Origin of the sequence: Kribbella sp. NPDC003505, from assembly GCF_040610875.1 — a bacterium.
In the GTDB taxonomy this organism is placed as follows: domain Bacteria; phylum Actinomycetota; class Actinomycetes; order Propionibacteriales; family Kribbellaceae; genus Kribbella.
Genome location: NZ_JBEXNA010000013.1, coordinates 149719 through 167924, shown reverse-complemented (window position 1 = coordinate 167924; position 18206 = coordinate 149719). Strand labels below are relative to the sequence as shown.

15 protein-coding genes are annotated in these 18206 nt (G+C 68.6%); 10 read left to right on the top strand and 5 right to left on the bottom strand.

Going from position 1 to position 18206, the window contains the following annotated elements:
* The first annotated feature begins 17 nt into the window (after positions 1–17).
* From ABZX12_RS35325 to ABZX12_RS35280, 10 genes are all read left to right on the top strand, one after another.
* Positions 18–1682 carry a hypothetical protein gene (locus tag ABZX12_RS35325; protein ID WP_355699788.1) on the top strand — a complete coding sequence of 555 codons (1665 nt, stop codon included), beginning with the start codon at positions 18–20 and terminating at the stop codon, positions 1680–1682.
* A gap of 10 nt (positions 1683–1692) precedes the next feature.
* Positions 1693–2751 (top strand): LacI family DNA-binding transcriptional regulator, encoded by a 1059-nt coding sequence (locus ABZX12_RS35320; protein ID WP_355699787.1) that lies wholly within the window; start codon positions 1693–1695, stop codon positions 2749–2751.
* A 142-nt stretch (positions 2752–2893) separates the two neighbouring features.
* Positions 2894–4264: an extracellular solute-binding protein gene (locus ABZX12_RS35315; RefSeq protein WP_355699786.1), complete on the top strand. Its 1371-nt coding sequence runs from the start codon at positions 2894–2896 to the stop codon at positions 4262–4264.
* 1 nt (position 4265) lies between these two features.
* The gene (locus ABZX12_RS35310) at positions 4266–5234 is read left to right on the top strand and encodes a sugar ABC transporter permease (protein WP_355699785.1); all 969 of its coding nucleotides are present in this window, start codon (positions 4266–4268) and stop codon (positions 5232–5234) included.
* A complete protein-coding gene (locus tag ABZX12_RS35305; RefSeq protein ID WP_355699784.1) occupies positions 5234–6064 on the top strand; it encodes a carbohydrate ABC transporter permease in 831 nt (276 codons plus the stop codon). The genes ABZX12_RS35310 and ABZX12_RS35305 overlap by 1 nt, the downstream gene beginning before the upstream one ends.
* Before the next feature lie 2 nt (positions 6065–6066).
* Positions 6067–7020: an ROK family protein gene (locus ABZX12_RS35300; RefSeq protein ID WP_355699783.1), complete on the top strand. Its 954-nt coding sequence runs from the start codon at positions 6067–6069 to the stop codon at positions 7018–7020.
* The gene (locus ABZX12_RS35295; RefSeq protein WP_355699782.1) at positions 7017–7610 is read left to right on the top strand and encodes an SIS domain-containing protein; all 594 of its coding nucleotides are present in this window, start codon (positions 7017–7019) and stop codon (positions 7608–7610) included. The genes ABZX12_RS35300 and ABZX12_RS35295 overlap by 4 nt, the downstream gene beginning before the upstream one ends.
* A 115-nt stretch (positions 7611–7725) precedes the next feature.
* Positions 7726–10188, top strand: coding sequence for a glycoside hydrolase family 38 C-terminal domain-containing protein (locus ABZX12_RS35290; protein WP_355699781.1), 2463 nt, complete (start codon positions 7726–7728; stop codon positions 10186–10188).
* A gap of 1 nt (position 10189) precedes the next feature.
* Complete coding sequence (locus ABZX12_RS35285; protein WP_355699780.1) at positions 10190–12604, top strand: glycoside hydrolase family 2 TIM barrel-domain containing protein; 2415 nt, start codon at positions 10190–10192, stop codon at positions 12602–12604.
* Complete coding sequence (locus tag ABZX12_RS35280; RefSeq protein ID WP_355699779.1) at positions 12601–14478, top strand: hypothetical protein; 1878 nt, start codon at positions 12601–12603, stop codon at positions 14476–14478. The genes ABZX12_RS35285 and ABZX12_RS35280 overlap by 4 nt, the downstream gene beginning before the upstream one ends.
* On the opposite strand, the gene ABZX12_RS35275 is transcribed toward ABZX12_RS35280, so the two are convergent.
* Genes ABZX12_RS35275 through ABZX12_RS35255 form a run of 5 tightly spaced genes read right to left on the bottom strand, consistent with a single transcriptional unit; the run spans position 14479 to position 18189 of the window.
* On the bottom strand, positions 14479–15153 hold the full coding sequence (locus ABZX12_RS35275) for a DUF6308 family protein (protein WP_355699778.1): 675 nt from the start codon (positions 15151–15153) through the stop codon (positions 14479–14481).
* Positions 15153–15551, bottom strand: coding sequence for a hypothetical protein (locus tag ABZX12_RS35270; RefSeq protein ID WP_355699777.1), 399 nt, complete (start codon positions 15549–15551; stop codon positions 15153–15155). Before ABZX12_RS35270 ends, ABZX12_RS35275 begins: the two co-directional genes overlap by 1 nt.
* 25 nt (positions 15552–15576) lie before the next feature.
* A complete protein-coding gene (locus ABZX12_RS35265) occupies positions 15577–15972 on the bottom strand; it encodes a hypothetical protein (protein ID WP_355699776.1) in 396 nt (131 codons plus the stop codon).
* A gap of 40 nt (positions 15973–16012) precedes the next feature.
* Positions 16013–16861 (bottom strand): aldolase, encoded by an 849-nt coding sequence (locus ABZX12_RS35260; RefSeq protein WP_355699775.1) that lies wholly within the window; start codon positions 16859–16861, stop codon positions 16013–16015.
* Positions 16858–18189 (bottom strand): FGGY family carbohydrate kinase, encoded by a 1332-nt coding sequence (locus ABZX12_RS35255; RefSeq protein ID WP_355699774.1) that lies wholly within the window; start codon positions 18187–18189, stop codon positions 16858–16860. The genes ABZX12_RS35260 and ABZX12_RS35255 overlap by 4 nt, the downstream gene beginning before the upstream one ends.
* Positions 18190–18206 lie beyond the last annotated feature (17 nt).

Genomic DNA, 18206 nt, shown 5'->3' with positions numbered 1-18206 from the left:
ACCTTGTGGACTACAGCGTGAACGCCCCGAAGGGGTATGCGACCGTCAGCCAGGACGGGCAGGTCCTGTTCGACCTGCGGCTGTTCGCCTCGCTCGACACTGTGGGCGGCTTCGACGAGAGCTCGTCCTTCGAGGTCGACACGTCGGAGGCCGACGTGGTGCGGGTGACGGCGCGCAGCTCGGTCTGGGAGAGCCGGGTGACGACGACTCGCTTCCTCCCGGACCGCATCGAGGTGCAGACGACGGTGACCGGCAGCGGTCGGCTGACGGACGTACATCTGCTCGGAGGCCGACGTACGCCGCGTGGATTCCTGCCGAGTGGATCCCGGCTGGAGAAGGTGTACTCACCCAACCCGGACCACCCGTCGCGGGTGATCCGGGACGCTGTCGAGCCGGCGACGATCAGCGTCTGCGGCGAGGGCGGCGAGCCGGGGATCGAGAGGTGGCTGTTCACTCCGGCGCCATGGTGCTTCGCCGCGGCGGCGTCGTCGGCGTCGTCGTCGTCGGCGTCGTCGGCGTGGACAGGGTTCAGCGTCGTTGCGCCGGTCAACGAGCAGAACTTCACCAGCTACCACTATCGGCCAGTGACCGGTGGTTTCAATCTCCAACTGGACTACGAGGGACAGACAGCGGTCGAGGGAACCTTCACGACACCGCTGCTTGTGATTCACCTCGGCAGCGACTCGCCGGAGGCGGTGCTGGTCCGCCATCGGAAGCTGCTCGATTCGGCGGGTGTCGTGCCGACGCGGGCGGCCGAGCGGCCGGATTGGTGGACCGGGACGATCTTCTGCGGCTGGGGTGCGCAGTGCGCTCTCGGCGTACGCACTGATCAGCCGCCACAGCCGCTGGCCACCCAGTCGAACTACGACCTGTTCCTGGAGACCCTCGCGAGCCAGGGCATCGTGCCGGAGACAGTGGTCATCGACGACAAGTGGCAGGCGTCGTATGCGACCTGCCGGCCCGACCCGGATCGCTGGAGCGACCTGCCGGGGTGGATCGCCAAGCGGCATGCGGCCGGCCAACGTGTGCTGCTCTGGTGGAAGGCCTGGGACTACGAAGGCGCTCCGCTCGATGCGTGCATCACCGACGCCTCAGGTGAACCGGTCGGGCTGGACGCCGACTCACCGGCTTGTGTCGAGCTGATCCGGGATGCGGTGACATACATGCTCTCGGCCGACGGTCTCGACGCCGACGGCTTCAAGATCGACTTCACAGCGCGCACGCCCTCCGGCTCGTCGCTGCGGCACAGCGGCACGCGGTGGGGCGCCGCACTGCTGCACGAACAGCTGCGCCTGGTCTACGACACCGCCAAGCAGGTCAAGCCGGACGCACTTGTCGTCACCCACACTCCTGACCCGGCGTTTCTCGACGTCACCGACATGATCCGGCTGAACGACGTACTGCACGACCACACGGCCGAGCCGGGCTATGTAGCTCGTCACATGACCTACCGGGCCGGAGTGGTGCGCTCGGTGGTGCCGGAGCTCGGTGTGGACACGGACGGCTGGATGATGCCCAGCCATGCGGAGTGGCGCAGCTACCTGCGGATTCAGGACTCCTTAGGGGTGCCTGCGCTGTACTACGTGGACGGCACCGACATGGACCGGTACGACTTCCGCGCCGAGGACTACGACGCCGTCAAGGACACGTGGAACCGGTACAGGGCGCGCTTGAGCATCTAGACTGCGGGCCATGAGTCCCCGGGGGCAGGCGGCGCGGGCGGTGCCACCACCGACGCAGGCGCCCGTACGCCGTCCCACTGTGCAGGACGTCGCGCGGGAGGCCGGTGTCTCGCCGTCGACGGTGTCCCGTGCGCTGCACACGCGGGGCTACGCGTCGCCCGCCGTACGGGCCCGGGTGCAGGCGGCGGCCGAGCGGATCGGATACGTGACCGACCACAACGCCCGCAACTTGCGGAGCCGGACGTCGACGTCGATCGGTGTGCTCATCTCGGATCTCCGCAACCCGTTCTACGCCGACCTCGCGGCCGGGATCGAGCAGGAGCTGCGCGCCGGCGGGTACCAGATGGTGCTCGTCAACGACAACGGCGACCCGGCCGAGGAGCTGCAGGCAGCCGAGACGCTGCTGGCGATGCGGGTGCCGGGTGTGATCGTGACGCCGGTAACCGCCAAGTGTCCGCAGATGCTGCAGGACAACGGCGTGCACGTGGTCTGCGCCGACCGCGAGCTCGGCCGGTCGAAGAGCGACGTCGTGCTGAGCGACAACGAGAGCGGCGCGCGGGAGCTGACCGAGCATCTGATCGCGCTCGGCCACGCACGGATCGGGCTGCTCATCGACGAGACGAAGTGGTCGACCGGCGCCGGTCGGCTCGCCGGCTTCCGGGCCGCGCACGCGGACAACGACCTCGCCGTCGACGAGGACCTGATCGCCTACACGAGCTTCGACGCGGACGCGGCCCGGCTGACGACCCGCAAGCTGCTCAACGACCACGAGGTCACCGCGCTGATCTCCGCGAACAACGTGCTCGCGCAGGGCGCGCTCGCCGAGCTGAAGGACCGGCGGCTGAAGATCCCGAGGCAGATCAGCCTGGCTGCGTACGACGACGTGCCGTGGATGTCGCTGGTCCAGCCCGCACTGACCACCGTCGACCAGAGCACGGTGGAGATGGGTCGCAGCTGCGCGCGCCTGCTGCTCGCGCGGATCCGCGGCGAGCTCACGCCGAAGCGCCGGCTGGTCAAGGTGCCGGCCCGTCTGGTCGTCCGCGGATCCACCGGGCCCGCTCCGCGCTGAGCCCCGCGCCGAGTTGTCCACAAGCTCGGCGCTGACGTCTTGACGGCCGGTCGGCCGCACCCGTACGGTTCCTGCAATCCGGAAATGTGGCATCGATACCACATTCGGCCGCACGTCCCCTGTCGACGTTAGGAGCAACCTCATGAAGCACCTGCGCCTCCCCGTGGTGCTCGCGGCCGGCGCGCTGGCCCTCACTGCCTGCGCCGGCGTCGGCAAGAAGGACGCCGGCGGCGGCAGCGACGACCAGGGCTCGGCAGCCTCGACCCCGTCCGGAAGCCTGAAAATCATGGGTTTCAGCGGCGAGGACGAGGTGGCCCAGTCCCGGATCACCGCGTTCAAGACCGCCTTCCCCGGCGTCACGGTGCAGAACAACAAGGGCGACTTCGACGCCCAGCAGTTCCTCACCGCGGTGTCCAGCGGCAACCCGCCGGACGTCGTCTACATGGCCCGCAACCTGGTGGGAACCTACGCGGCGAAGGGCGCGATCCAGCCGCTCGACGATTGCATCAAGAATGCTGGCATCGATACCACACAGTACCGCGAGGCAGCGCTGAGCGAGGTGAAGCTGAAGGACAAGACCTACGGCATCCCGGAGTTCTACACGGTGTCGACGAACCTGATCAGCGAAACCGCTCTGAAGTCCGCCGGGGTGCAGGTCGGTGATATCCAGACCACCGACTGGGACAAGCTCGAGGCGACCACGAAGAAGCTCTACAAGGCGAAGAACGGGCGCCCCGCCCGGATCGGGTACGACCCGAAGATGCCGGACTTCTTCCCGCTCTGGGCGATGGCGAACGGCGCGGAACTGGTGAAGCCGGGCGGCGAGCCGAACCTGAACGACCCGAAGGCCGTGGAGGCGCTGCAGTTCACGATCAAGCTGATCAACGACCAGGGCGGCTGGTCCAACTTCAAGACCTTCCGCGACACCTTCGACCTGTTCGGTGCGAAGAACCAGTTCACCAAGGACCAGCTGGCCGCGTTCCCGATCGAGAACTGGTACGTGAACGTTCTGCTGGACTCCCGGGCGAACGGGCTGAAGCTGCAGTCGACGCCGTTCACCGACCGCCAAGGGCAACCGATCAGCACCATCGGCGGCTCGGCCTGGGTGGTCCCGAAGGGCGCGAAGAACGCGAACGCCGCCTGCCAGTGGGCGAAGACGCTGACCTCGGCGGAGACCTGGCACAAGGCGGCCGAGGCGCGGATGCAGACCGTTGCCAAGGACAAGAGCTTCTTCACCGGCCTGTTCACCGGTAACAAGAAGGCCGACGACGAGATCAAGGCGCAGTACCTGAAGCCCAGCGGCGACGCCGGGTTCGACGCGGCGATCAAGAACTACTACGACGTGCTCGACAAGGCGAAGTCGCTGAACCCGTCGCCGGCCGGCGCCGAGATCGACGCGGCCTGGAAGAGTGCGGTGGCCAAGGCGCTGGGCGGCTCGGTCACCCCGCAGGCCGCTCTCGACCAGGCGCAGTCCGAGGCGAAGGCCGCCTTCGACAAGGCCGCCCAGGGCTGACATGACGACGACCGTCGAGCGTCCGGCGACGCGCGAGCAGGCAAAGCCCGCGCGGCGCCGGCGGCCGAAGCGAAGTCCGCTGGCGAAACGGGAGGACCGGGCCGGCTGGCTGTTCATCTCGCCGTGGGTGATCGGGTTCCTGATCTTCACCGCGGGCCCGATGATCGCCAGTCTGGTGCTCTCGTTCACCGACTACCAGATGATCCAGGCGCCGCACGCGGTCGGCCTGGACAACTACCGCGAGCTGTTCGACGACCCGCGGGTGCTCAAGTCGCTCAGCAACACCTTCGTGTACGCCGCGATGTTCGTTCCGCTCGGGACGATCTTCGCGCTCGCGCTGGCGATGATGCTGCAGCGGGTCGGCAGGGCCGGCGGCTTCTTCCGGACCGCGTTCTACCTGCCGGAGATGACCCCGGCGGTCGCCGCGGCGGCGATGTTCCTGCTGCTGCTCAACGGGCAGCAGGGCCTGATCAACAAGGTGCTCGGCTGGTTCGGCATCAACGGACCGAACTGGACCGCGGATCCGAACTGGCTGAAACCGTCGCTTGCGATCGTCAGCCTGTGGACCGTCGGCGGCACCGTGATCATCTACCTGGCCGCGCTGAACGGCGTACCCAAACAGCTGTACGAAGCGGCCGAACTGGACGGCGCCGGACCGGTGACGCGATTCTTCCGGATCACCGTGCCGATGATCTCCGGAGCGTTGTTCTTCACCGTGATCACCCACACGATCGCGGCGATGCAGATGTTCGACCAGGCCTACACGATGTTCTACGGGCCGCAGCAGAAGGCGACCGCGTCCGACGAGTCGCTGGTCTACATGGTCTACCTGTTCCAGAACGCGTTCCAGTTCTTCAAGATGGGCTTTGCCTCGGCGATGGCCTGGCTGTTGTTCGTGATCATCATGGCGATCACGTTCGTGCAGGTCCGGATCGGCAACCGCTACGTGTACTACCACGGGGAGCGCTGATGACCCTCTCCTGGCGGCGTCTGCCGTTCTTCGTGTTCCTGACCCTGGCGACGGTCGCGTTCGTGTATCCGCTGGTGTGGCTGGTGTCCGCATCGCTGAAGCCGCGGTCACAGGTGTTCGACAACCGGTTGATCCCGGAGGTCTTCCAGCCGTCGAACTACGTGCGGGTGTGGGACACCGCGCCCGTGCTGCGCTGGCTGACGAACTCGCTCACCGTCGGGTTCATGGCGGCTGCCGCCGTGACGCTGTCGAGCGCCGTGGTTGCGTTCGGGTTCGCGTACTTCCGGTTCCGCGGGCGGAACATCCTGTTCGGCATCCTGCTGTCGACGATGATGCTGCCGGGCGCGGTGACGATGATCCCGGTGTACCTGATCTGGAACAGGCTGGGCATGATCGACACCCAGATCCCGCTCTGGGCGCAGAACCTGTTCGGCTCCGCCTTCTACGTCTTCCTGCTGCGGCAATTCTTCCTCGGCATCCCGCGCGAGCTCTTCGAGGCGGCGCGGGTCGACGGCTGCAGCTACGTCGGTATGTTCCGGCGGGTCGCGTTCCCGCTGTGCAAGCCGGCGCTGGTGATCGTGTTCGTCTTCGAGTTCAAGGCGAGCTGGTCCGACCTGATGAAACCCCTGATCTACCTGCAGACCACGGAGTACTTCACGATGCCGCGCGGCCTGAAGCAGATCATCGACGCCTTCGCCCTCTCGGGTCACTACGAGTGGGAGATCGCGGTGGCCGCCAGCGTGATCGCCGTGGTGCCGATGATCATCCTGTTCGCCTTCGGTCAGCGCTACATCCTCGACGGCGTGGCAACGACCGCGCAGAAAGGCTGAGTGTGACCCAGCAGCAGCCCGTCCTCGCCCTCGACGTCGGCGGCACCAAGCTCGCCGCCGGCGTCGTCGCCCGCGACGGCATCGTGCGGTCCTTCTGCCAGATCGAGACCGTGGTGGGCGAAGGTCCCACCGCGGTCGTCAAACGCCTGCTGGACCTCGGCGAGCAAGCACTTGCCGAGGCACGCTCGTCGATCGACGAGGTCGGCGTGGTGGGTATTGGGTGCGGGGGGCCGCTCGATCCGGTGACCGGGGTGATTCTGGGGCCGCCGGGCCTGCCGGGCTGGGACTCGGTGCCCCTCGGTCAGTTGGTGGCGGAGCGGTTCGGCGTCCCGGCGTATGTCGAGAACGACGCCACGGCGGCAGCCCTCGGCGAGTACCGCTGGGGTGGCTGGGGTGTCGAGAACCTCGTCTACCTGACGGTGTCGACCGGCTTCGGCGGCGGCATCGTTGCTTCCGGCAAACTGTTTCACGGCGCCGCCCGGCAGGGTGGTGAGCTGGGGCACGTGGTGATCGACTGGCAGGGCCGCCAGTGCGGTTGCGGCGCCCGAGGCTGCGCGGAGGCGTACGTCTCCGGTACGTCGATCGCCCGCCGGGCAACCGAGGCGGCGGCCGCAGCGGAGTCGACGCTGTCCCGGCTGACCGTCACCGCGAAGGACGTCGCGGAGCATGCTCGTGCGGGCGATCCGGTCGCGCGGGCGGTGTGGGACGAGACCACCGCGATGCTCGGACGGATGGTCGCCGTGCTCATCAACGTCTGTGAGCCGGAGCTCGTCGTGCTCGGCGGCGGCGTGACGAGGGCCGGTGCGCAACTGCTCGACCCGGTGCGGGAGGCCGCGCTCCGGCAGGCGATGCCACCGGCCGCGCGCGCCAGTGACGTCGTGCTCAGCCGGCACGGTGATGCGGTCGGAGTGCTCGGCGCCGCAGCGATTGCGTACGAGCGGTTGGAGGACGCGTGACGACGAGGCTCCAAGGACTGCTCGACGGGCAGCTCGATCGCCATTCGGAAGTGGCCGCGGCAATGCGCGCCGAGCTCCCCCAGGTGCAAGCCGTCGCCGACGAGCTGATCCGACGCCTGGCAGCCGGCGGCGTGCTCTACACGTTCGGCAACGGCGGTTCGGCCGCGGACGCCCAGCACCTCGCCGGCGAGCTGATCGGCCGCTACCTGCGAGAACGGCGCCCGCTGCCCGCGGTCGCACTGATCGGCGACGCCGCGGTCGTCAGCTGCATCGCGAACGACTATGCGTACGACGACGTGTTCGCGCGGCAGGTCAGGGCGCTGGCCCGGCCGCAGGACGTGGTCGTCGGATTCAGCACCTCCGGCACGTCCCCCACCGTGGTCAAAGGCCTCGCGGCCGCGCGGGCGAACGGCGCCTGCACGGTCGCGTTCACCTCGGTCCGCGGGCAGGCGCTCGCGGACGCGGCCGACCTGGCCGTCGTCGTGCCGGCGCAGGAAACCGCCCGCATCCAGGAGATGCACGTCCTCGCCCTGCACCTGGTCAGCGAGCTCGTCGACCGCTGGGCCTCCGACTCCGAGGAGCAACCATGACTGTGCACATGCCGCGCCTCCGGCGCGGCGGGTCATGGGGCTGTGACTCCCGGCCTTCCCTCGTCGTTCCGGTCGCTTCGCTCCCTCCACTCCTCAGTCCACGCCGGGAGGCCCCATGACCAGTCGCGGACCACTCCACATGATCGGCAACGCCCACATCGACGCGGTGTGGCTCTGGCAGTGGCAGGAGGGTTACGAGGAGGTGCGAGCCACGTTCCGCTCGGCGCTGGACCGGATGGACGAGTACCCGGACTACGTCTTCACCGCGGACTCGGTCGCATACTTCAGCTGGATCGCCGAGCACGACCCCGGTCTCTTCGAGCGGATCCGCAAGCGGGTCGTGGAAGGCCGGTTCGAGATCGTCGGCGGCTGGTGGGTCGAGCCGGACTGCAACCTTCCCGGCGGCGAGGCGTTCGTCCGGCACGCGCTCTACTCACAGCGCTGGCTCGCCGAGAACCTGGGTGTGATCGCGACCGTCGGGTGCAACGTCGACCCGTTCGGTCACAACGCGACGCTGCCGCAACTGCTGAGTAAGTCCCGTCTGGACTCGTATGCGTTCCTCCGCCCGCAGGCGCACGAGCGGGAGCTGCCCGGTCAGAAGTTCTGGTGGGAGGCAGCGGACGGTTCGCGGGTGCTCGCGTACCGGATCCCGCACGAGTACTGCTCGCCCGGTGGTGAGATCTCCGGCCATGTCACCAAGGCGCTGCAGCAGTTGCCGGTGACCGCGGAGCCGCTGATGGTGTTCTACGGCGTCGGCAACCACGGCGGCGGCCCGACCATCGCGAACATCGAGTCGATCAAACAGCTCGCCGAGCGGGACCTGTATCCGGAGATGTTCCCGTCGACGATGCGGCGGTTCTTCGACGAGGCCCGCGCGTTCGACGACATTCCGGTGCATCCGTCCGAGCTGCAACCGCACGCGATCGGCTGCTACGCCGCGCACTCCGGCGTGAAGCGGCAGAACCGGCTGGCCGAGCAGGCCCTGCTCGCGGCGGAGAAGTGGACCACGATCGCCGCCGCCGTGAGCGGTATGCCGGACGCCACGGCCGAGCTGGCGCACGCGTGGAAGCAGGTGCTGTTCAACCAGTTCCACGACATCGCGGCCGGGACGGCGATCGAGCCGGCCTACGACGACGCGCGCGACCAGCTGGGTGAGTCGAAAGCGATCGCGGCCCGGGTGTCGAACCGTTCGATCCAGTCGATCGCGCGGCAGATCGACATCCCGGCGGAGTCGTCGATGGTGCCGGTCGCGGTGTTCAACCCGCACAGCTGGCCGGTGAGCACGACTGTGGAGCTCGAGCTCGGATATCCGGCTCCGCTGCGCGGAGCGATCGAGCTGCGCGAAGGACTCGACGGGCACGTGCTCGACGTCCAGGAGGTCCGCTCGGCCGCGACCGCGAACGGCCGCCGACGGATCGCGTTCCGCGCGACCGTCCCGCCGCTCGGCTACGGGTTGTTCACGATGCGCCTGGGCGACGCTTCGTCGTACCACCTCGGCGCGGCGGACGGCGAGCGGCTGGTCCTCGACAACGGCCGGGTGCACGCGGAGATCGATCCCGCGACGGGATGGTTGAAGTCGCTCGCCGTGGCGGACGGCCCCAATCTGCTCGCACCCGGCGTCGCGCACGCCCAGGTGATCGACGACGACACCGACACGTGGAGCCACGGCGTACGGTCGCTGTGGAAGACGGTCGACGCGTTCGCGGTGCGGCGCGTTCGCCGGCTCGCGGACGGGCCGGTCCGTCAGCTCATCCGGGTCGAGTCGGCGTACGGCGACTCGCGTCTGGTCGAGGAGTTCGTGCTGGACGCGGAGTCGGACGCCGTCGAGGTGCGGGTCACCGTCGACTGGCGTGAGCGGCTGAAGGCGCTCAAGTTGTGTTTCCCGTTCGCGCTGCCGGGTGCGGTGGCGACGCACGAGATCCCCTACGGGCACCTGGTGCGCGAGCAGAACCGGGAAGAGGTGCCTTCGCACGCCTGGGTCGACGTCTCCGGTGCGAACGGCGGCGTCGCGCTGCTCAACGACGGGAAGTACTCGTTCGCCGTCGACGGTACGACGGAGGGCCGGTCGGTGCTGGCGATGACCGCCGTGCGCTCCCCCGTCTACGCGTGGCACGATCCGCGGGAGCTGGACGAGGACGGCGTGTACGAGTACCTCGACCAGGGCATCCAGCGGTTCACGTATCGCCTGCTGCCGCACGGCGCCGGCTGGCGGGAGGCCGGTGTCGTGCGTCGCGCGGCCGAGCTCAACCAGCACGTGACGGCGCTGATCGAGTGTTTCCACGACGGTCCGCTGCCACAGACACAGTCGTACCTGACCGTGTCCGGCTCCGACCACGTCGTCGTCTCGGTCCTGAAGCGCGCCGAGGACAACGACGGCACCACAATCCTCCGCGCCTACGAGACCGCCGGCCACCCGGCCGAGGTCACGATCGACGTCCTCGGCCGATCCTTCACCGCTACGTTCACACCCCACGAGATCAAGACCCTGCGACTCCCCGCGGACACGGAGGCGGCACCGACGGAGGTCGACCTGATCGAATGGGATCCCGCCGCGCCGCCGCCCGTGTCCAGCGACTGACATGCGCAGGAATCTCGATCGGGAGCCCTGGCTGGTCCGGGGCTTTCTCGGTGACGAGTGGCAGCACCACCGCGTCTGGGGCCCGCTCCGGGAACCCGATGCGTGGCTGCCCGCGCGGGTTCCCGGGAGCGTCGTCGACGACCTGTGGCGAGCCGGCGTCGTCCCTGATCCGTACACCGGCCTGAACACCCGAGCGATCGAGTGGATCTCGGACCGGCACTGGGCGTACCGGCACGAGTTTCGCTGCGAAGCGCCGGCAGCAGGGCAGCAGGCTTTCCTGTGCCTGGACGGCGTCGACCACAGTGCGGTCGTCCACCTCGACGGCGAGGAGCTCGGCCGGGTGGACGGCATGTTCGTCGCGACCCGCTTCGACATCACCGAGACGCTGCGGAGATCGGCGGACCACACACTGGTCATCGTGGTCGAGCCGGCGCCGGCCAGCGAGTCACAGGTGGGGCATACCGCCAGGGTCCGGGTGCACAAGTCCCGGATGACGTACGGCTGGGACTTCTGCCCACGCCTGATCCATCAGGGCATCTGGCAATCCGTGTACGTCGAGATGACCGGAGCGGCGCGCATCACCGACGTGACCGTGACTGCGGACCAGGTGACGGTCGGGGTCACAGGCGACGAATCCGCCGAACTCTCGCTGACCGATGCCGAGGGTGCCGTAGTGGCCCGCGGCGACCGGACCCTCGGCGTGCGGGACCCGCGGCGGTGGTGGCCCAACGGCAGCGGGACGCCGTACCTCTACCGCCTCACCGCGACCGCCTACGCCGACGGCGAGCTCAGCGATCACCGCGAGTTCGACATCGGGTTCCGGGACCTGAGCTTCTTCCGCGCCACGGGCGCCGGCGACGACGCAACGCCGTACGGCATCGAGGTGAACGGGCGCCGGATCTTCGCGAAAGGCTGGAACTGGGTGCCGCTCGACCTGAGCTACGGCGTCCCGCGACCGGAGCGGCTCGCGCGTCTGCTGGATCTCGCGGTCGACGCCGGCGTGAACCTGTTGCGGGTGTGGGGCGGTGGACTGATCGAGACCCCGGAGTTCTATGCCGCGTGCGATCGCCGTGGCCTGCTGGTGTGGCAGGAGTTCTCACAATCCAGCTCAGGCATCACGTCGACGCCGGCCGCTGACGAGGAGTTCGTCGCGATGATGCGTGCGCAAGCTGAACAGATCGTCCCGCGTCTGCGGCACCATCCCTCGCTGGCGATCTGGGGCGGCGGCAACGAACTCCAGGCCGGCGACGGCGAACCGCTCGCGGACGCGCCGGTGCTGACGGCCTTGGGCGAGGTTACGCGGCGGCTCGATCCCTCGCGTCTGTGGTTGCCGACCTCACCGAGCGGACCGGCGTTCCTCAACCGTCTGGACCTCATCAACCAGGCACCGGACCGCCAGCACGACGTCCACGGCCCCTGGGAACATCAAGGTCTGCAAGACCATTACAGCCTCTACGACGCGGGCACGGCACAACTGCTCAGCGAGTTCGGCGTCGAGGGCATGACGATGCCGCGTGTGCTGGCCCGAGTGATCCCGGAGCCGGATCGGCGACTCCCGACCCGCGGCCGGCCCACCTGGGACCACCTCGGCCGCTGGTGGAACAACGAGGCTCTGGTCCGAGCGTCGTTCGGTGACCGCATCCACGATCTGCGTACCCTCGGCCTGGCCAGCCAGTTCCTGCAGCGGGACGGCCTCGGGTACGCCGTCGAGGCCCATCGCCGACGCTGGCCGCGCTGCGTCGGCACCCTCCCCTGGCAGTTCAACGAGCCTTATCCCAACGCGTGGTGCACCTCGGCGATCACGTACACCGGTGAGCCGAAGCCGGCGTACTACGCCGTGTCCGCCGCGTACCGTTCCATCCTGGTCGGCGCGATCTGCACACGTCAGTCCTGGGCCGGTCACCACGAGGTCCGCCTGCCGCTTTGGTTCCTGACGGAGGATCCACTCCCGCCCGCGAACCTCACGGCCCGGCTGCTCTCCTTCGCGGGCGAGGAACTGGCCATCGCCACCTTCATGGACCTGGAGCCCGCGGAGCTCGTCGGAGAGCTTCGCGCAAAGACACCACCCGGCGCGTTCATCGTCGACCTGCAATTGACCGCCGGCGAGATCCGCGCCGAGCGGCGCTACATCCTGACCGGCGCCGGGGACCTGGCCGAGCTCCTCGACCATCGCACCGAGATCGACGTGGAGCTGCACGATCAGCAGCTGATCGTGAGCCATGTCTCCGGTCCGGCCGCGCCGTTCGTGCGAGTCCGCGAGCAGGCCGGCCAGTGGTTGCGGCTCTCAGACAACGGTTTCGTCCTCCTACCGGACGAGGAACGCAGGGTCGACATCCAGGTAGCAGGAGCCGGCTGTGTGATCGCCGTCGACGGGCTGGGACTCCACCCTGCAGAAAAGCTGATCAAGTGCACGTGACCGTTTCTCTCGAAGCGGCCGACGGCTCGGCGATCGTCGACTCACCCGACTGGAGCATCGACGTCGACGTCGCCGGGGCCGGCTCCGGCGCCGCTGAGTCCGTCGTACGGCTGCTCGTTCGGTATGCCGGCGATGCGCCGGTCGATGCCCGGGTTCGTGTCGAGGCGCCGGTGCCAGGCGACGGCGCACCGCATTGGCTGATTCCGGGCCTGTTCTACGGAGCCAACCGCGATGCTGCGTGCACGCGGCTGTACCCCCGGTACGCGCCGGGTGAGTTCGACGCGGAGAAGCTGGTCGCGGACCGGTGGGCGTTCCGCGCCGATCGTGCGGCGACGCCGGTTGTCTTTGCCTGGGGCAACGACGGCGGGGTCGCGTTGTCCGTCGACGCCACGACGCCGCTCGGGCTCAGCGGACTCGGCCTGGGTGCGGGGCCGGATCGCCCGGCGACCATCTGGGTCTCGCTGCCGTATCGCGAGGAGCCGTTCAGCTATGTCGGTGAGCCGCGGGGCGTTGATCCGCTCGCCGACTCGCACCGCTGGCTGCCGGGCGAGTCGCACCGGATCGACATCGGTCTGTGGAGCCTGCCGGCCGACCGGCACGGCTACGCGCCGGTGCTCCGCGCGCTGCGGGACCGCTCGGCGTATCCGCCGGTCACCCCGTGGGTCGACGTCGCCGAGGCCGCCGAGCTGACGGCGTACGGGCTCTGGCGGTGGCACTACCGCGAGGATCCTGCCGTGCTCATCGAGACCGCTCTGTTCGATCGTGAACTGGCCGGCGATCTCGGCGACCGCGGCGACCGCCTCGCGATGCACGTCGCGTGGGTGAGCGGCATTCCGTACGCGCACGCATTGCTGCGGCACGGCCGGCGCTCGGGGAACCAGGTGTACGTCGACGCCGGCACAGCAGTCATCGACCACATCACCGCCAACCTCACACCGGCCGGCACCTTCTACGGCACCTGGTACTCCGACTGCGGCTGGAAGCAGTCGTGGACGCCTGTGCGCGGCGGACTGCACGCGCGGACTCTCGCGGAGGCGACGCTGTTCACCGTCCGGGCGCTGGCCGCGGAGCCCATTGAACATCCCGCCTGGCGGGCGGCGGCGCTCAGCAACCTCGAGTTCGCGCTCGCCGCACAAGATGCCGAGGGCAACTTCGGAAGCCTGTACCACCTCGAGTCCGGCGCGGTGCTGTCGCGGCGAGGCGCCGCCGGACTGACGTGGGTCGCCGCGATGGCCGAGGCCTACGAACTGTTCGGCGACGAACGGTTCCGCGAAGCGGCCCGCCGTGCCGGCAGCTACTACGGGTCCTTCGTCCGCAACGAGACGCTTTGCGGCGCACCGGAGGACGTGGACCTCGCACCGACCTCCGAAGACGGGTACGCCGCCGTGCTCGCGTACGTCGGTCTGCACCGCATCGACCTGGCCGACGAGTGGCTCGACCTGGCACGACACGCGGCCGACTGGATGCTCACCTTCCGCTACAGCTACGACGTCCGCTTCGCCCCGGAAACCATCCTGGCGCGCTACAACTTCCAGACCCGCGGCGCGGACCAGGCAAGCCCGTCCAACCAGCACCTGCACAACTACGGCCTGATCTGCACCGCGGAGCTGGCCGCCCTGTCAGCCCACACCGGCGACCAGACCTACGCCACCGCAGCCGCCGACCATCTCAGATTCGCCCGCCAGTTCGTCGCCCGCCACGACGGCGACTTCAACGCCCGCCGCGGCATGGTCACCGAACGCTTCTACCAAACCACCTGCTTCGGCCCACCCGGAGCCCTGCTCACTCTCTCCCACTCCTGGAGCATCGGCATGCTCCTCCTCGCCTGCGAAGACGTCCTGACCAATCCGAAGCTGACAACGCTCGACTGGTGATCAGTCGACGCTCCTCCCCTGGGATCTCCAAGCCAGAATGTCCAGCAACCGCGCGTGACTCAGCACCCCAGGCGTCCCCGTTTCCGCATCCAGCAGCGCGAGGCCGGCTTGCTGGTTGAGGATGTCCTTTCGGACAGCACTGGTGAGCTGGGTCATGTACTCGACCGCGGTCAAGTCCTTGGCCCCACGGACAGGACCGTCCGCCCCGGCGTAACACGCGCGGACCCACGTGTCGTTGAGCACGAGCGCGTGCGGCGCTTTCCGATGCAGTACCTTCGACAACACGGTTGTCCTGACGCCGTGCGGTCGCCGATCTGTGTCCAGGACTCCGTACAAGGCATGTGTCGTCTCTGCGATCTCGGAGTTGTCGAGCTCCGCCAGCGGCCGCTTCGGATCGATCGTTGCGAGCCCCGCCTGAAGCTCATCGCGGATCCGCCGGAGACCGTAGAACGTACGAATCGACACGTTGACATTCAGCAGGACCGGCGCGAGCAAGTCGGCGTCGGCGAGTCGTCGCGGGTCGTTCGTGTCCTGCTCGTACAGGTCATAAGCGGGATACGCGTACGGGGCTGTTGTCGTTTCGTTTCGCCCGACGTCCGTGTACTCGCGCACCCAACGCCGAGCGGTGTCGAGACCGATAGTCACCTTCCCGACCTCAACGCTGGCTCCGCGCATCAGAAGTCGCCTCGCAGCTTGGTGAGGGCGAGATACAAGAGTTGTCGCGCCGTCCCCAGAGTCTCGCGGTCGCGGACCTGGCATCCGACGCCGTATCTCGGGTCCGCTGCTTGGGTCACGCCCGCGAGATCGCCGCCCGGAAGGTCGTCGTCCGTCAGCCGGAACGAGACCTTGCCGTTCCAGTGCACGTAGGCGACCGCAGGTGTGGGCTCCTCGATCTGTGCGTCGTGGATCCGGAAGTAGGCACCGATCGGCTGGGCAGGATCGCGCGTACCCCCGGGCACGGCGACAGCCAGCTCGCGCTCCGCCGACTGGGCGATCTCGAGGAGCAGGTCCGCCTTGGCCCCTGCTCGCTCGCGAATGATCTGCTCGAGCTCGACCCCATCGACGACCGACACTTCGTCTGCCTCCGAGTCCGCCGGCTCAGAGGTCGCTGGCTGAGCGGTTGTTGGTTCCGACGACGTACCGCCGAAGTCCATCCATCGACCGAGCTCGCGATCCCAGACGTCGACGCCCGCGTCCAGATAGCGCTGCCAGCCCATCCGTCGCTTGCCACCGAGACTCGATCTTGGCCTCGTTCGCGGCAAGCACGCCGCGAGACACGTACCGGATGTTGTACTTCGGGTACGGCTTCCCGCCCGGCGCCTCGGTCCACTTCCACAGCGCGATCGACAGCAGCTCGCGATGATGCCGCGGGGCGACGTCTTGCAGCCGCAAGAGCTGACTGATCAGTTGCAGCGAGCTGGCTCGCAGCTCTTCGCCCTCGTTGCCTCTCAAGTACGGCGTGCTGAAATCGATGAGCCGATTCGTCGCGGGCATCGTGCTCTCCCCTCCGTGAGCGTTTGCCCGGCGGCGGAGGTCAGCGGCTCACCTTCTGCCACGGGCGGGCGTGTTCGTGGACGATAGCGGCAATCAGCGCCAGTCGCGCGCGGCAGGTGCTTGCGAGGGTCTCGGCCGCGTTCTCCGTCTCCAGGGCTGGGGTCCACAGGGCTCGACCGGCGAGGGTGCCGGAGGCGCCGGCGCGGCAGGCGAGTTCTACGGCTCTCGGGAAGTCGTCGCGGGCTACTCCGTTCGACAGGACGACCCAGGGGACTTGCAGGGTGTCGGTTAGTTGGTGGCAGGTGGCTCGGATGGTTTCCGGGTTGCCGGTGCCGCGGCTCGGGACCTGAGCCTTGTAGAGGTCGGGGCGGACGGGGCCGAGAGCTGCTGCTGCTTCGAGGATCGCGGCGTTCAGGTCGAAATCGTGCTCGTCCTCCGCGGGCTGCGCGACGGGCTCCAGGACCGAGAGCAGACCGGCGGCGGCGCAGCGGCGTACGAATTCGGCAGCCATCTCCAGGCGTCGCGTCTGTTGGTTGTCGCGTTTCCAGATGACCAGCAACTTCAGAGCGACGGCGCCGGCCGCACGGGCCTTGCCCGGGTCGACCGTTTCGTCGAGGTGGGTGTCAATGACCGGTCCGCCGCGCTCCTGCGTCAGGGCGTCGGCGGCGAGGATCCAGCCCGGACCGCGAGGCGCCTCGTACCCCTGGTCGATCAGGAAGCCGGACGCCAGTGGGCCGAGGTGTTCGGCGACCGCGGCCTTGAAGGACCGGATCGCCTGCGCGTCGTCGGGCCGGCCGTGCTCGGCGAGCATCGTGCGCAGGCTCTCGCGCTGGTCCATCGCCACCATCGCGAAGGTGCCGTCCGGGTATGCCAGTGCGTCGAGGCTCATGAGAGCAGCTTATGGAATCGATGCCAGAACGCGCCATCCCAGATCTCACCGTCCTGTGGACGAACCTCGATCCGCCTTGCCTGCAAGGGCTCCGCCGGCACACCGCTCACCACCTCGGCCGCCATCGCGGCTGCTCCCTCCGCGGCAGTCGCCGTGCCGTCCAGCACGTCGAACGGCCGTCCGCCGGACGTCAGCGCCTTGCGAGTCATCCACCCGCCCAGCCGCACCGGACCGCCGAACGCCACCGTGCTCCGCCAGGGGATCCCGAGCTGCCGCGTCTGCTCCTCCGCCATCCACCGCGCGTGGAAGCTCAGCGCGTCCACGAGCGCCCGCATCTCTTCGGCCGGATCGTCCACCGGCCGCGTCACGTCGTACGTCGACTCCTCGGACGGCGCCGGCGCCTGCCTGCCTTGTGGATAAGGAGCGATGAACGTCTCGCTCGGACCGCCGACCGGACTGAGGACGTCGTTGAGCCAGGAGTACGACTGCCCGAGCGCCGCGAGCCGCTGCTCCACCAGGCCGCCCGCCGCGCCGTTTCCGGACACGGCACAGCCGTGCTGCCCGTCGACGTACCAGCTCATGCTGATGCCTTGCTGCCGCAGTACGTCGCTCAGCACCAGACCGGGGCTTGGTGTGATGATCGCCTCGGCCGTACCGAGGGAGTCAGCGACCTGACCCGGCTCTCGTACCCCGGCCGCCCATGCGCCCACCAGATGGTCGTGACCGCACAGAACGACCGGCACCCCGTCCGGAGTGGTCGCGGCGACGGTCATGGGCTCGACGACTGCGGGCAGCCGGTCCAGGCAGCCCCAATCGAGCAGCCCCTGGTCCCACTGACGGCTCTGCAGATCGAGTACGCCGAGACGCTGCGCGTGGGTCAGGTGCATCGCGTACGACCCTGTCAGCGCGGCCAGTGCCAGATCGGGCACACCGGCCCACAGGTGGGTCCGCGCCAGCAGAACAGGCTGCGTCTCCCGCAGCCACCGCCACGTCACCACCGGGAGCTTCGCGCTGAGCCGGAGGCCGGTCCGCCCGTACAGCTCCACCGCATCGAGCTGCCGAGCCTGCTCCACACCGGGCTGGTCACGCCACGTGATCAGCTTCGTCAGCGGCCGGAACTCCCGGTCGAGAGGTACGCCGGTCTCCGCCATCGCCGTGATGCCGATAGCATCGACGTGCTGTCCCTCCGACAGCTCCGCGACCAACCGCCGTACGGCGTGCTGCAGGGCTTCCGCGTCGTCCGGCGTGCGGACCGAACGCACCGAGCCGTCGGGAACTCGGCACACCTTCAGGTTCGTCGTACCGATATCGACACCAAGAGCTATCACCTGCACGACCCTAAGCC

What these genes read in the sequence shown, in the direction of transcription:
- ABZX12_RS35320 (WP_355699787.1), top strand. Translation starts at nt 1,693, where the DNA reads ATGAGTCCCCGGGGGCAGGCGGCGCGGGCGGTGCCACCACCGACGCAG.
- ABZX12_RS35315 (WP_355699786.1), top strand. Translation starts at nt 2,894, where the DNA reads ATGAAGCACCTGCGCCTCCCCGTGGTGCTCGCGGCCGGCGCGCTGGCC.
- ABZX12_RS35310 (WP_355699785.1), top strand. Translation starts at nt 4,266, where the DNA reads ATGACGACGACCGTCGAGCGTCCGGCGACGCGCGAGCAGGCAAAGCCC.
- ABZX12_RS35305 (WP_355699784.1), top strand. Translation starts at nt 5,234, where the DNA reads ATGACCCTCTCCTGGCGGCGTCTGCCGTTCTTCGTGTTCCTGACCCTG.
- ABZX12_RS35290 (WP_355699781.1), top strand. Translation starts at nt 7,726, where the DNA reads ATGACCAGTCGCGGACCACTCCACATGATCGGCAACGCCCACATCGAC.
- ABZX12_RS35285 (WP_355699780.1), top strand. Translation starts at nt 10,190, where the DNA reads ATGCGCAGGAATCTCGATCGGGAGCCCTGGCTGGTCCGGGGCTTTCTC.
- ABZX12_RS35275 (WP_355699778.1), bottom strand. Translation starts at nt 15,153, where the DNA reads ATGCGCGGAGCCAGCGTTGAGGTCGGGAAGGTGACTATCGGTCTCGAC.
- ABZX12_RS35265 (WP_355699776.1), bottom strand. Translation starts at nt 15,972, where the DNA reads ATGCCCGCGACGAATCGGCTCATCGATTTCAGCACGCCGTACTTGAGA.
- ABZX12_RS35260 (WP_355699775.1), bottom strand. Translation starts at nt 16,861, where the DNA reads ATGAGCCTCGACGCACTGGCATACCCGGACGGCACCTTCGCGATGGTG.